The organism is Bacillus sp. ABR, from assembly GCF_056172715.1.
Genome location: NZ_JAOYSL010000002.1, coordinates 209,968 through 223,434, shown reverse-complemented (window position 1 = coordinate 223,434; position 13,467 = coordinate 209,968). Strand labels below are relative to the sequence as shown.

Here is a 13,467-nt window from a genome sequence, read left to right as displayed (position 1 = left end):
TTTGAAATTTTTAAGGAGAAGTTAAACAAAAAGCCCTTTCCAAACTGTCGAACTTGTAATATATTTGTCATAAAGTTGTAATGTAACGTTTTATAAGAGTCACTCGACAAAAATAAGTGAACGGAGGGGTTTCCTATGCATGAAACCTTTCAAAAAATATATGATTCGTACCATCAAGATTTGTACCAGTTTTTATTTTATATGGTTAAAGATAAAAATCAGGCAGAGGATCTCGTGCAGGAGGTTTACATTCGGGTACTTCACTCATATAAAACTTTTGAAGGAAGAAGCAGCGAGAAAACATGGCTGTTTTCAATTGCAAGGCATGTGGCGATTGACTGGTTTCGCAAACAGCAAACCATTAGACAACGGGTGCTCGGCACGTTTGATTGGGATAAGCAGGATGTAAAAGATCCAGATTTGCTCCCGGACGAACTAGCTGTACAGGATGAAAATACAAAAGAAATTTATGCCGCACTTGATCACTGTACGATTGATCAAAGAGCTGTCATCATTTTAAGGTTTATCCAGGGCTACTCAATCATGGAGACGGCAAAGGCGCTAAAGTTCTCGGAAAGCAAAGTCAAAACAACGCAGCACCGAGGCCTGAAAGTGCTCCGAAAACATATGGAGCTTTTGAAGGAGGAGCTAGTGAATGAAAACGAACAGGTCCGATTGGAGCGAAGAACGAATCAAGGTGTTACTAAGTCAGCTTCCAAAAGTGGAGGACAACCGTTCATCTAAGCAGATATACCAGCAGATGCTGATGGCAAGCGGGAAGAAAAAGAAAAGTGTCAGATGGATCGGTCCAGCGGTGGCAACCGTTGTGGTTTTATTTATGGCGTTTTTAATTTCTCCTCATTTATTTCAGCCGGCAGCTCAAGAACAGCATCAACAGATGAAAATGGACTCAAGTGCTGACAAAGGACAGGCGAATGCCACATTAGAGCCGGTGAAACAGGCAAATGGTACCGCGCACGTTGTTTCTCATGAAGACAAGCAAAAATATATGACGGTTGCATACATAGATGAATCAACATCTCAAGTGGTTCCCATTAGTATTGAAAAAGAGAATGAACATGACCATTTGCAGGAAATAATGAACACATATGAACAGGTGCAGTTGCCTGAAATGACAAAGCCGCTTCAATCTTATCTTGAGATGGTGGACCTTCGTGAAAAAGGGAATACACTTGTCTTTCAGTTAAAAAATGATTTGTCCCTTGATACGATAAAGGAAGCCAATCGGTTTAAAGATATGGTAAAAGAAACGCTGAAATGGAGCAGGTATAAGCAAGTGGAAGTCAAATCTGTCAAAGGCTCTCAGCTTCAATTAGGGGCAAGTGGAAGCATCGGCAGGGTATCGATTGATAAACAAACAAAGCAAGCTTATTACGTATTAGAAAATAAGAGCGGGACTTTTTTGGTGCCCTCAAAAACGCATTATTCTTCTTATGAAGAGGCGGTAGAGGCCATGAAACGGTCGAGTGATTCTGGGCTCGAACCATTAATTAAAGAAGAATCCATTAAAGAAGTGACATCAAAAGGTAAGCATGTGACCATCACGTTTGGAGCATCAGCAAAATTATCGGACTCAATTGATCATATTCTACTCATTGAAGGTCTGCTGCTCACAGCGAAAGATTTTGGTTTTACAGATGTCACCATTCAATATGCAGGAACAGATCAAGTAGGACCTTATGAATTAAACGAACCAATAGAGGTACCGGCTCTGCCGAATCCAGTTGTCATCAAAGATCGTTAAAGGACGCAAGTAAGTCATTGCGTTCTTTTTTAATGTATATAAAATGGCCTTCTTGCTGTATACTAAGCTGTCATGAAAAGAACCTCAAAGAAGGGGAGTCACTGATGAAAAGGTATTGCTTCATAGGTGCAAGCTGTTTTTTGTTCTTCATCTTAGCACCATTTGCCCATGCGCAGCAGACAAACGAATGGGTGGAGCCAGTGAAAGGAGAAGTCACTGACTTGTTTGGGACAAGGGGCGGCTCGCATAAGGGATTAGATATAGCTGCGCCAGAAGGAGAATCCATTTTTGCTGCAAGTGAAGGTGTGGTTACGCGTTCGTATGTATCGGCTACATATGGAGAGGTTGTGTTTATTCAGCATCCAAACGGGTACGAAACCGTCTATGCTCATTTACACGAGCGTTTTGTGAAAAAGGGTGACCAAGTACAAGCAGGAGAGCCAATTGGCATCATTGGCAACACAGGAGCCTCTAGAGGCACTCATTTGCATTTTGAGGTACATCGTGGCAATTGGTCAGTCAGCAAAGAGGATGCGATAGATCCGCTCAAAATGATTGCAGAGGAACGTTTCAAAGAGCCAGCTCTTCATGTAAATGGACATGAAAAAAATACATATGTCATTCAAAAAGGGGACACTCTTTGGTCAATAGCAAAGGCGCATGAAATGACTGTGGAACAATTGAAAAAGATCAATGAGCTGACCACTCACCTCATTCGAACAGGAGACCGGTTAATGGTTTCAAAAAAATAAACCTCATGCTTTTGCATGAGGTTTATCACTGTTTTTAAAGGTCAATCAGGCGGACAGAAAGAATATCCTGTACTTCCGTTAATTTTTTCACAATTTCATCCTCTAGATGCTTATCGAAAGAAAGCATCATAATGGCTTCGCCGCCTTTTTCTTTACGTCCTACCTGCATTGTTGCGATGTTGACATCGTGGTCGCCTAAAATCTGTCCAACCTTTCCAATCACACCAGGTGCATCTGTATGCTGGATGTAGACAAGGTGTCCATCTGGATAAAAATCAATATTAAATCCATTAATAGAAACAACGCGTTCCCCTAGATGCGGGATGTAAGTCGCTTTTAGAGTAAAGGTTGAAAGATCACCTTTGACTTCAATAGAAATACTGTTTTCGTAACCAGATTCGCTGGAAGAAATTTTCTCACTAAAGCTAATGCCGCGTTCTTTTGCGACCATTCCAGCATTTACTTCATTCACAGTCGAATCAACGCGCTCTTTTAAAAAGCCTGAGAGGAGACTTTTTGTGATAAAAGATGTTTCGAGTTTTGAAATAGAGCCTTCATAAGAAATGCCTACTTCTTTTACAGGTTCTCTCATTGATTGAGAGACAAGACGTCCAAGTTTTCCTGCAAACTGATGATAAGGCTGAATCTTTTTGAATTCGTCTTTTGTCATCGCTGGTAGATTAATAGATGACATGACAGGAAGACCTTTTGCAAATTGAAGGACTTCTTCAGATACTTGCGCTGCTACATTTAATTGTGCTTCTTTTGTAGAGGCACCAAGATGCGGAGTTGCAATGACGTGTGGATGATCCACAAGCGGATTATCAGTTGGAGGTTCTACCTCGAATACATCGAGTGCAGCTCCTGCGACATGGCCGCTTTCAAGTGCCTCAAGAAGGTCAGCTTCGTCAATAATGCCGCCGCGTGCACAGTTTACAAGGCGAACTCCTTTTTTCGTTTTTGCAATCGTTTCTTTATTGAGAAGTCCTCTTGTTTCTTTTGTTAATGGCGTATGTACAGTAATGATATCTGATACTTCGAGTACTTCATCGAGTGATTTCGCATTGACGCCAATTTTTTCTGCACGTTCCTTTGTGAGAAATGGGTCAAACACGTTGACTGTCATGCCAAACGCTCTTGCACGCTGGGCGATTTCACTTCCGATTCTGCCTAAGCCGACAATCCCAAGAGATTTTCCGTAAAGCTCAGCACCAACATATGCACCTCTGTTCCATTCTTTTGATTTGACAGAAATATTGGCTTGCGGAATATGACGCATAAGTGATGAAATCATGGCGAACGTATGCTCAGCTGTCGAGATCGTATTACCGTTTGGTGCATTGATCACAATGACGCCATGCTTGGTTGCTTCATCAATGTCAATATTGTCTACTCCTACACCGGCACGGCCGACAATTTTTAATGAAGTCATTTTTTCATAAAGCTCTTTCGTTACTTTCGTGGCACTTCTGACAAGTAAGGCATCAAACGTGTGTAATTCATCTTCTGCTTCTGCTACATTTTTTTGGACAATTTCAACAAAATCTGATTCTAAAAGTGGTAGAAGACCATCATTGCTCATCTTATCTGAGACTAATACTCGAAACATCGTAAGATTTCCTCCTAAAATAAACGTCATAAATATCTGATAATTTACCATATTCCTTTTCACTGTGTCAATCAAATTAAAGCAGTAAAGTAAAAAAGAAAACACGAACATTTCTTTGTGTCTTTATAAAGAATGAACACCTTTAAACAAAAGATAACCAATTTTTGCGCATTTGTCATTAGAATTTTTGTGTTTTTTACGATTTCTTAAAACTGATGAATTTGCTCAGGATTTTTATCTGTACAAATGCTCATATATCATATATAATGATGTCGAATTGAATAATGATCAATCTTCGGGGCAGGGTGTAATTCCCTACCGGCGGTGATGAGCATAGTCTCTAAGCCCGCGAGCCTTTTTGGCAGGATTCGGTGTGATTCCGAAGCCGACAGTATAGTCTGGATGGGAGAAGATGGAGGTTCATAAACGTTGAAAACATTGATGTTTACACGTTTATTTGTCTAGCCCAATTTCCCCGCTCCTGTTTTCAAGGGCGGTTTTTTTGTGGCTAAAATGGAACAATCCTCTTTTCGAAAGATTTGATCGAAAAGGAGAGAGAATATTGAATCAAAGTAAAGTAAAGCGTTTAGTCGTTACCAGTATGCTCAGCAGTATTTCGTTTGTATTAATTTTATTGGATTTCCCTTTCCCGGGTCTTCCAGCGTATTTGAAAATTGATTTCAGTGATATCCCGGCGATTATTGCAATTTTAATTTATGGACCGGGTGCAGGTATTGCTGTTGAGGCATTAAAAAATGTACTGCATTACCTCATTCAAGGCAGTATGTCCGGCGTTCCAGTTGGGCAAGTCGCGAACTTCATTGCAGGCACATTATTTATCTTGCCAGTCGCCTTTATGTTCAAAAAAATCAAATCAGCAAAAGGGATGGCATGGTCTATGATCGCGGGTACATTGCTTATGACTGTGATGATGAGCATTTTAAATTACTTCTTATTCCTGCCAGCTTACACATGGTTCTTAAACGCGCCAGAACTATCCGATCATGCGCTCAAGACGACCATTACAGCAGGGATCTTACCATTTAACTTTATTAAAGGCATCATCCTTACCATCGTGTTTAGCCTCATTTTTGTGAAAATGCGTCCATGGTTTGAAAATAAACGCCGACTTCAAAATAGTTAATATAAAAAAAGCCCCTGCATAAGGGGCTTTTATACTATTCATGCTTAAGTGGGTCACCCTCGAAAGATTCGTCCGCAACTTTGATTGAATCCGTTGGACATCCTTCAAATGCATCAAGCATATCTTCTTCGAGTACTTCTGGAACTTCTACAGTTCCTTGGTTGTCATCAAGCGTAACAAATGCAATGCCTTCATCATCATAATCATAAATGTCTGGAGCAGCTGCACCGCATGCGCCGCAAGCAATACATGTGTCTTTGTCTACAATTGTATATTTTGCCATGTTAAAAAAATACCTCCCAGATTGTTCGATGGAACAAATGGTCTAACCTTTTTAGTTTCACCGATAAAAAACAATTTCCTCAAACCTTATTGTAATGATTTTAATTTCACATTTCAACTGTAAAGTGATTGAGAATGCTTATCACATAAGGGTTTGTTCATAACTTTCCCCCACAAATTGAGTTTAAACATTTCTTCTTCTATGAAATCTGTTAAAATAAAGGGAGAAAATATTCGAATTTTGTCAGGAAGACAGGTGCTTTGGCGAATGACTCTTCATTATTTGGATGTCATGTTAATGGACAGCGTATATAAATTGAACGGCGAACGCTCCATAAGTGCTGTCTACCATCTTTTTAAAGGAAAAAAATCATCACAAACCATACAGGATGCCAGTTTATTTCAGCTTTCAAAGTACTTCGGCTGTTACCCGGGGTTTACGAGGGATCAGCTGAATCGATCTACTATAAAACTTGACGAAGAGCAATACATCAAAAAAACGGGTGAGACATTCACTGTTACAGATGCAGGACAGCGTATGCTAAACCAGTATTTTTTAGAAAAACCGATGCCCGTTTATTTTCATGGTGCGAAATATCATGATAAAGCAAAGGTGCTATGGATGAGGCTCTCGCTACTTGTACAAGTGCTTTCTCACCATATGGCTGGATCGTATCAATATGTCCCAATACAAAGAGATGTATCCGTACAAAGCTGGACGAAATCCTTCTTAAAACAGCATCACGAGAAGAATAAACTTTCAGAAGAGCTGCATCATGAACTAGAAACGCTCCTTAACCGTATAAGTGATCAAGAGGCGCTGATTTTTGTTTATTCATTGACGTCAAATGAAAGAATCGGGCGTACGTATCAGCAAATGGCAGAGTGGCTAAAAGAAGATGTGTGGTATGTGTACCTGCTTTTTTGGAATGTCCTTCATTATTTTATTCATGCTGCCCAAAAAGGTGAGGCGCAGCTCATGCAAAAGCTCGTAGGTGACCTTGAATTCAAACGCGTGCTAACAACCTCTACTCACAAAACGCTCGAACTTGTGCAAAAAGGCTTTGATATTGATCAGATTGCGCATATTCGTTCATTAAAAAAGGCAACGATCGAAGACCATATTGTCGAGCTTTCCATACATGAACCGAACTTCTCAATAGAGCCGTATGTGAGTGAAGAAGCGCAGCAGGCCATTCATGCAGTAGCCAGAGAGCTTCAAACAAATAAAATGAAGCTGATTAAAGAAAAACTCGAACATTCATTTACTTATTTTCAAATACGATTGGCTCTGACAAGGATGGTGAAAGCAAATGGATAAGCTTCATCAGACGCTCATGCGATATTTTGGTTACGACTCATTTAAAACAGGTCAAGAGGACATTATTCAAAGTGTACTAAATCAAAAGGATACCGTTGCCATGCTGCCTACTGGCGGAGGGAAATCCATCTGCTATCAAATTCCCGGCTATATGACAGATGGATTAGTTCTCATTATTTCGCCGCTGTTATCGCTTATGGAGGATCAAGTCGAACGAATGAAAATGCGCGGAGAAAAACGAGTGGCGGCACTGAACAGCACATTGTCTTTTCAGGAGAGACGACATATCATTCGGCATTTGCCATCATATAAATTTTTATTCGTCGCCCCTGAGGCATTAATGTCAGAGGTACTGCTAGAACAGCTCAAATCGATGCATATTGGTTTGTTCGTCGTCGATGAAGCCCATTGTATATCCGAATGGGGGCATGATTTCCGTCCGGAATATTCAAAGCTGGGAGAATGGAGAGAAGCGTTAGGTCATCCTGTCGCCTTATCACTGACGGCAACAGCAACAAAACAAACACTTAAAGATACCGTGCAAACGTTAAGATTGCAGCATCCAGACTTTCATATTCATTCTGTCAACCGGTCAAACATCGCTTTAGTTAAAGAAGCGCACGAAACGAAAGAAGCAAAAGAGAAACGGGCCATTGAGCTTGTGGAATTCCTGCAAGGCCCCGGTCTGATTTATTGCCCGACCCGGCAAATGACAGAAGATATGGCGCTTTTTATGAAACAAAAAACCCATCAGCGTGTAGAGTATTACCATGGCGGAATGGATGCGGGAGACCGCATGCTGATTCAGCAGCAATTTATCAGCGGACAGCTTGATCTCATTTGTTGTACAAGTGCTTTTGGAATGGGAATTGATAAAGCAGATATACGATTTGTTATTCATATGAGCCCGCCGCAGTCAATTGAAGCATTTATGCAGGAAATTGGAAGAGCAGGACGGGACGGGAAAAACAGTGTGAGCATTCTCTTATATACAGAAGAGGATGCGGACATTCAACAGCATTTAATACAAGCCGAGGGCTTTGATGAGCCAGAAATTGATTTCTTCTTAGCTAGGCTGACACAAATGCAGACAAATGATGAAAAAAAATTACGTGAACAATTGATGGAATCAGGGCTTCAGGAGACACGGGCAAGAATGTTGATCCACTATTACAGGATGTATCAGTCTGAACAGCCTCGTGTGCTCCTGATGAAACTGAAAGAGAAATTGCAGGACAGACAAACAGAAAAACTGAGAAAAGTGTGGCAATTTAAGGAGCGGATCACAGATCATCGCTGCTTTAGACAATCTCTGTTATCATACTTTTACGAACAGCTTGATCAAACGGAGACCGCATCCTCTGGCAATTGCTGCTCTTCTTGCGGACTTGACCTGTCTGATTATGAAAAAAAAGAACAACCATTGGAGCTGAATGAAATGAAACACTGGAAGACCGTGCTGGATCGTATGTTTCATCTGACAAAAGAGGCGCAGCATTGATCGAACAACATCGCCGAATTATTGAAAAATTAACCGATCGACAAGTCGTAGAACAGCTGTATTTTACGCAGCTGCTGATGCTGGTTATTTCTTTTTTACTAGGGATATTTATGTTCGATCATTGGACAGATTTCACATTCCTGTGGGAGATCCATGATGTGCGGATACTGACTTATGGAATTGGCGGCGCTGTGCTTGTAATTATTGTGGATGCGATTGTCATGAAGGTGTTTCCTGCTCATATGTATGATGATGGTGGTTTAAATGAAAAAATGTTCAAAAACCGCAGCATCCCGCATATTGTTTGGTTAACACTGCTCATCGCCTTTTCAGAGGAAATTCTATTCCGAGGGATCGTCCAGCAGCAATTTGGATTGGAGATTGCTAGTATCGTATTTGCGCTCCTTCACTTTCGCTACTTATCAAAAATACTCTTGTTTATCCTTGTGGTTTCCATTAGTATTTTTTTAGGACTTTTATACGAGTGGACGGGGAATTTATTTGTTCCTGTCATGACCCATTTTGTCATTGACTTAGTCTTTGCTTGTCAAATTCGTTTGAAATATAGGGGGAGGGATGAACATGGAAGAAATGTCGAGAATGAAGAGAAAGAAGGAGCAGCTGACAAACATCCATGACGATGATGTTGAGAAGATTTTTGAAGAAGAAGAAGAAGTACAGCCTTCAGATGACTCTCACTTTCCTACACGAGAAGATTTTCATGAATATAAAAAGCAGCGCACGAAAAAGGTTCGCAATCCATTGTTTACAACACTGGCTATTATCTTTCCTATTATCGTCGTCACGGTGTTCTTCCTTTTGATCTACTACACGTCAAAGGAAATCAACCATAATAATAATCAAGATGTATATAATATTGATTCTACATCAAGTGCTGACACAGACCCAGTCCCGTCAGCACTTGCCGAAACGAAAAATGACTCAAGCGCTGATAAAGCGGATGCGTCTGATGATGAGAAGCAAAAGAAAGATGAAGAAAAACAGCGATCGAAAGAAAAAGCTGAACAGAAGAAAAAAGAAAAAGCTGCTAAAGAGAAAGAAGAGCGTGAACAAGCAGCGAAAGAAAAAGAACGCGCGAGAGCTGAAGCTGCCAAAAAGCGTGAACAGCAGCAGCTAGCCCTGCAAAAGCAACAGGAAGAGAAAAAACGAAAAGAAGCTGAAGACAAAAAGAAGCAGGAAGAAAAGCCAGTTCGTGTCGTGCAGCACACTGTTGGTCCAGAGGAAAACCTGTATCGAATTTCAATGAAGTATTACAAAAACCGTTCGGGTGAAGAGAAAATTAGAGCCTATAATCATTTGAAAGGTAACAGCGTGTACAGTGGTCAAGTGCTGAATATTCCACTAGAAAACTAATCATCTGACATGAATGAAGAAGCACGCACATACATATGTAGAAAAAAGGGACAGGGTGTATGTGATGACATTGCACACAATCAGCCGATATATGGATCAGCCAACACAGAAGATGATGGAAACATTGATCAAAAGAAAGCATAAATATGAGGGTTTTGCCAAGCAGTGCAAAAGGTGGCAATGGACAGCCCTTCTATCGCTGGCCATTCTTTTGTTTTATTTTGTGATCACGGCAAATGCGGGAGGCGGCTCGCTTCAGCCAGAAGCGATGATTGCCACACTGCTTGGTCATGAAGTTTTTCTGTTTTGGATCATGGCTGAGGTCTTTGCTTTTTATGCCTCTTATTACTATAAGAAAAAAGAAGAAAAGGCTGAAGATGAATATCATCGGCTTCGATGTGAAATTATACAAAAGAGTACAGACTTATGGCCGCAATCAAATCAGTGGAAAGAGCGCGAGGCAGTTTTTCACTATATGCAGAAGCAATATGACATTAATCTCTATTATGAAAGTAAATAAATGAGAAAAAAAGACGTTTAACAGTTGAAACGTCTTTTTTCATTCAAGCGTCTTATGAAAGAAAGATATGTAAGGGAGCCATTTGTGATGAAATATGCCATCGGATTTACTGCCGCCATTGCGGCTGTTACAACAGGTGTGTGTGTAACGGCAAAAATGGTGAAAACGGCAAAACAAAACAACATCAAAAAGCATTACTTTACAATAGAAGCACTTCAATCAGACCGGCCTGCTGTCATTTTCTTTATTTCTGATACACACAGACGTCTCATCAGTGACACTTTATTAGCGGAAATCAGACAGGAAGAGCCAGATGTGATTATGATTGGCGGAGATTTAGCAGAAAAAGGTGTGCCCTACGCAAGGATTGAAGAAAATGTGAAACGTTTATCAAAAATTGCGCCGGTTTATTTTGTTTGGGGAAATAATGATCATGAGCTGCACCAGCAAAGGTTGAAAGAGATTTTTCATGCATACGATGTCACGACTTTGCAAAATGAAACGGCTGTATGGAATTTCGAAGGCCAGCGAATTAAAATCGGAGGAATTGATGATATTCGGCTTGAAAAAGCAGATTATGAAGCGATACGGCCAGAGTTTGTGAAAGAAGATGTCAATATTCTCTTATCGCACAATCCAGATGTACATCATTTGATGAGTGAAGAAGAGGGAATCGATCTTGTCCTGAGCGGTCATACGCATGGGGGACAGATCCGAATTGGGAAATTTGGACCGTATGAAAAAGGAAGAACAGGCCAGGTCAAAGGTGCGTTCTTTCTCATTAGTAATGGCTACGGTACAACAAAAATTCCCTTGCGTCTCGGAGCAGAACCAGAAACCCATCTGATCTATTTAATGCCTCTAAAAACGCGTTAACTTGCGGCACCCTCAATATTTTCCATAAAAGTCACCGTAAGCATAGCTTCATGCTTGTCTTCCGTCTTGACACAGTGTAAACTGAATACAAAATTAAGAACCTATGACTCATCATCTCATATACTACAGTATGATGTGTGTTTAGAAGAGGCAGGAGGGAACGTTATGCGACTGGAGCGTCTGAATTATAATAAAATCAAAATTTTTCTCACACTAGATGACCTGACAGACCGAGGTCTTACGAAAGAAGACCTTTGGAAAGATTCGTTCAAAGTCCATCAACTGTTTAAAGACATGATGAACGAGGCGAATCAGGAGCTCGGTTTTGAAGCGAATGGACCGATTGCTGTTGAAGTATTTTCTCTTCAGGCGCAGGGGATGGTCGTCATTGTCACAAAGAGTCAGCAGGAAGATGCTGATGATGAGTTTGATGAAGATTACATTGAGATGCAAGTCAAGCTCGACGAGAGCAAGCATGTGCTCTATCAATTTGCCTCGTTTGAAGATGTGATTCAACTGTCCCATAGTTTAAGTCGTATTGGACTTTTAGGGGGTACAGTTTACCATTATGAAGGTCAATATTATCTTAGCCTAGATGATGTTGGAGAACTATCTGCTGATACAGTCATTTCAATTTTAGCAGAGTTTGGTTCACCTACGACACTCACCATTCACCGGCTAAAAGAGTATGGAAAAGTGATCATGCAAGAAGATGCTGTGAAAACGATTCAAATGTATTTTTAATCACTTTTTTCTATTATATTTAATACTGTTGTGATGAAACAACAGTATTTTTTTATATCCTTTTTTATATTTATAAACGCTGATATTTTATTTTGATAAAAAACGCTTTTTACCTTTGCTTTACCAGTACGAAGGTGTATACTATTGCTTGAAAGGGAGCAGTAGATCATGAAAGATTTCTAGGGGGTTTATTTTAATGGCAGCCGATCAAAACGCCGCTCATAACGCAGAAGATAAGCTAGATGTTTTAAAGTCAACTCAAACCGTCATACATAAAGCGCTAGACAAATTAGGGTATCCGCAGGAAGTGTATGAATTGCTGAAGGAGCCAATTCGTCTATTAACGGTCAAAATTCCAGTACGTATGGATGATGGATCTGTGAAAATCTTCACTGGTTACCGCGCACAGCACAATGATGCTGTCGGTCCAACAAAAGGCGGAATTCGTTTCCACCCGAACGTTACGGAAAAAGAAGTAAAAGCGCTTTCAATTTGGATGAGTTTAAAATGTGGAATTGTGGATCTTCCTTATGGCGGAGGAAAAGGCGGTATTATCTGTGATCCAAGAGAAATGTCATTCAGAGAGCTTGAAAAACTTAGCCGCGGTTATGTTCGCGCCATCAGTCAAATTGTTGGACCAACAAAAGATGTTCCAGCACCAGACGTGTTTACGAACTCTCAAATTATGGCATGGATGATGGATGAATATTCTAGAATTGATGAGTTTAACTCGCCAGGATTTATTACAGGAAAACCAATTGTTCTTGGGGGATCACACGGACGTGATACTGCAACAGCAAAAGGTGTGACGATCTGCATCAAAGAAGCGGCGAAGAAAAAAGGAATTGACATTAACGGGGCTCGTGTTGTCGTACAGGGATTCGGAAATGCAGGAAGCTACTTAGCTAAATTCATGTATGATGCTGGAGCGAAAATCGTAGGGATTTCAGATGCGTACGGCGGATTATACGATGAAGATGGTCTAGACATCGACTACTTGCTTGACCGACGTGACAGCTTTGGAACCGTCACTAAATTATTTAACGATACAATTACAAACCAAGAGCTGCTTGAGCTGGATTGTGATATCCTAGTACCTGCAGCCATTGAAAACCAAATCACAGAAGATAATGCGGCAAACATTAAAGCCAAAATTGTCGTAGAAGCAGCAAATGGTCCAACGACACTGGAAGGAACCAAAATTCTTTCAGATCGTGGTGTACTACTTGTCCCAGACGTACTTGCGAGTGCGGGTGGTGTAACTGTTTCTTACTTTGAATGGGTTCAGAATAACCAAGGGTTCTACTGGACTGAAGAAGAAGTTGAAACTCGTTTAGAAGATATGATGGTGAAATCATTTAATAATATTTATGAAATGGCGCAAAACCGCCGGATTGATATGCGTCTTGCTGCATATATGGTCGGTGTACGTAAAATGGCTGAAGCTTCTCGATTCAGAGGCTGGATTTAAGCGGCTGATTTGCATCGCGCCTTAAAATCTCCTATCCTTAAATAGGAGATTTTTTTATGGAATGGAACAAAGAATCAAACAGCCCAGCAATTGTTATTGCAGTGAAAT

14 protein-coding genes and 1 riboswitch are annotated in these 13,467 nt (G+C 40.6%); of the genes, 12 read left to right on the top strand and 2 right to left on the bottom strand.

Features of this window, described 5'->3' with window-relative positions:
- Positions 1-135 precede the first annotated feature (135 nt).
- The 3 genes from sigX (at position 136) to OIT90_RS06410 (ending at position 2,517) form a co-directional block, all read left to right on the top strand.
- Positions 136-744: an RNA polymerase sigma factor SigX gene (gene sigX / locus OIT90_RS06420; protein ID WP_039179611.1), complete on the top strand. Its 609-nt coding sequence runs from the start codon at positions 136-138 to the stop codon at positions 742-744.
- Positions 656-1,765 carry a hypothetical protein gene (locus OIT90_RS06415; RefSeq protein ID WP_064497553.1) on the top strand — a complete coding sequence of 370 codons (1,110 nt, stop codon included), beginning with the start codon at positions 656-658 and terminating at the stop codon, positions 1,763-1,765. The genes sigX and OIT90_RS06415 overlap by 89 nt, the downstream gene beginning before the upstream one ends.
- Positions 1,766-1,869: 104 nt before the next feature.
- Positions 1,870-2,517: a M23 family metallopeptidase gene (locus OIT90_RS06410; RefSeq protein WP_058837970.1), complete on the top strand. Its 648-nt coding sequence runs from the start codon at positions 1,870-1,872 to the stop codon at positions 2,515-2,517.
- A 34-nt stretch (positions 2,518-2,551) separates the two neighbouring features.
- Here the strand turns inward: OIT90_RS06410 and serA are convergent, their stop codons facing one another.
- On the bottom strand, positions 2,552-4,126 hold the full coding sequence (gene serA, locus OIT90_RS06405; protein ID WP_024422834.1) for a phosphoglycerate dehydrogenase: 1,575 nt from the start codon (positions 4,124-4,126) through the stop codon (positions 2,552-2,554).
- Between the two features lie 287 nt (positions 4,127-4,413).
- Positions 4,414-4,544: riboswitch (FMN riboswitch) on the top strand.
- 144 nt (positions 4,545-4,688) lie between these two features.
- On the opposite strand from serA, the gene OIT90_RS06400 reads away from it, so the two are divergent.
- Positions 4,689-5,270, top strand: coding sequence for an ECF transporter S component (locus tag OIT90_RS06400; RefSeq protein ID WP_081258390.1), 582 nt, complete (start codon positions 4,689-4,691; stop codon positions 5,268-5,270).
- Positions 5,271-5,304: 34 nt separating this feature from the next.
- Here the strand turns inward: OIT90_RS06400 and OIT90_RS06395 are convergent, their stop codons facing one another.
- Positions 5,305-5,553 (bottom strand): ferredoxin, encoded by a 249-nt coding sequence (locus OIT90_RS06395; protein ID WP_003215700.1) that lies wholly within the window; start codon positions 5,551-5,553, stop codon positions 5,305-5,307.
- Between the two features lie 267 nt (positions 5,554-5,820).
- Here OIT90_RS06395 and OIT90_RS06390 point away from each other — a divergent pair, with 267 nt between their 5' ends.
- The 8 genes from OIT90_RS06390 (at position 5,821) to OIT90_RS06355 (ending at position 13,359) form a co-directional block, all read left to right on the top strand.
- Entirely contained in the window at positions 5,821-6,873 is a 1,053-nt protein-coding gene (locus OIT90_RS06390) for a YpbB family protein (protein ID WP_268465766.1), read from the top strand.
- Positions 6,866-8,374, top strand: a complete 1,509-nt coding sequence (locus tag OIT90_RS06385) for a RecQ family ATP-dependent DNA helicase (protein WP_151284391.1) — start codon at positions 6,866-6,868, stop codon at positions 8,372-8,374. The genes OIT90_RS06390 and OIT90_RS06385 overlap by 8 nt, the downstream gene beginning before the upstream one ends.
- Positions 8,371-9,012: a CPBP family intramembrane glutamic endopeptidase gene (locus OIT90_RS06380; protein WP_151284390.1), complete on the top strand. Its 642-nt coding sequence runs from the start codon at positions 8,371-8,373 to the stop codon at positions 9,010-9,012. The genes OIT90_RS06385 and OIT90_RS06380 overlap by 4 nt, the downstream gene beginning before the upstream one ends.
- Positions 8,957-9,748: a LysM peptidoglycan-binding domain-containing protein gene (locus OIT90_RS06375; protein WP_474892372.1), complete on the top strand. Its 792-nt coding sequence runs from the start codon at positions 8,957-8,959 to the stop codon at positions 9,746-9,748. The genes OIT90_RS06380 and OIT90_RS06375 overlap by 56 nt, the downstream gene beginning before the upstream one ends.
- Positions 9,749-9,812: 64 nt before the next feature.
- Entirely contained in the window at positions 9,813-10,268 is a 456-nt protein-coding gene (locus OIT90_RS06370) for a DUF2663 family protein (RefSeq protein ID WP_075623415.1), read from the top strand.
- A gap of 87 nt (positions 10,269-10,355) precedes the next feature.
- Entirely contained in the window at positions 10,356-11,144 is a 789-nt protein-coding gene (locus tag OIT90_RS06365) for a metallophosphoesterase (protein ID WP_151284388.1), read from the top strand.
- Positions 11,145-11,309: 165 nt separating this feature from the next.
- Positions 11,310-11,888, top strand: coding sequence for a genetic competence negative regulator (locus OIT90_RS06360; protein ID WP_024428080.1), 579 nt, complete (start codon positions 11,310-11,312; stop codon positions 11,886-11,888).
- A 196-nt stretch (positions 11,889-12,084) separates the two neighbouring features.
- Complete coding sequence (locus OIT90_RS06355; RefSeq protein WP_007500982.1) at positions 12,085-13,359, top strand: Glu/Leu/Phe/Val family dehydrogenase; 1,275 nt, start codon at positions 12,085-12,087, stop codon at positions 13,357-13,359.
- Positions 13,360-13,467: the final 108 nt, after the last annotated feature.

Bases quoted from the DNA above. Each gene is read 5' to 3' on its own strand.
- OIT90_RS06370 (WP_075623415.1), top strand. From the start codon at position 9,813: ATGACATTGCACACAATCAGCCGATATATGGATCAGCCAACACAGAAG.
- OIT90_RS06415 (WP_064497553.1), top strand. From the start codon at position 656: ATGAAAACGAACAGGTCCGATTGGAGCGAAGAACGAATCAAGGTGTTA.
- sigX (WP_039179611.1), top strand. From the start codon at position 136: ATGCATGAAACCTTTCAAAAAATATATGATTCGTACCATCAAGATTTG.
- OIT90_RS06375 (WP_474892372.1), top strand. From the start codon at position 8,957: ATGGAAGAAATGTCGAGAATGAAGAGAAAGAAGGAGCAGCTGACAAAC.
- OIT90_RS06385 (WP_151284391.1), top strand. From the start codon at position 6,866: ATGGATAAGCTTCATCAGACGCTCATGCGATATTTTGGTTACGACTCA.
- OIT90_RS06395 (WP_003215700.1), bottom strand. From the start codon at position 5,553: ATGGCAAAATATACAATTGTAGACAAAGACACATGTATTGCTTGCGGC.
- OIT90_RS06360 (WP_024428080.1), top strand. From the start codon at position 11,310: ATGCGACTGGAGCGTCTGAATTATAATAAAATCAAAATTTTTCTCACA.
- OIT90_RS06390 (WP_268465766.1), top strand. From the start codon at position 5,821: ATGACTCTTCATTATTTGGATGTCATGTTAATGGACAGCGTATATAAA.
- OIT90_RS06410 (WP_058837970.1), top strand. From the start codon at position 1,870: ATGAAAAGGTATTGCTTCATAGGTGCAAGCTGTTTTTTGTTCTTCATC.
- serA (WP_024422834.1), bottom strand. From the start codon at position 4,126: ATGTTTCGAGTATTAGTCTCAGATAAGATGAGCAATGATGGTCTTCTA.
- OIT90_RS06355 (WP_007500982.1), top strand. From the start codon at position 12,085: ATGGCAGCCGATCAAAACGCCGCTCATAACGCAGAAGATAAGCTAGAT.
- OIT90_RS06365 (WP_151284388.1), top strand. From the start codon at position 10,356: ATGAAATATGCCATCGGATTTACTGCCGCCATTGCGGCTGTTACAACA.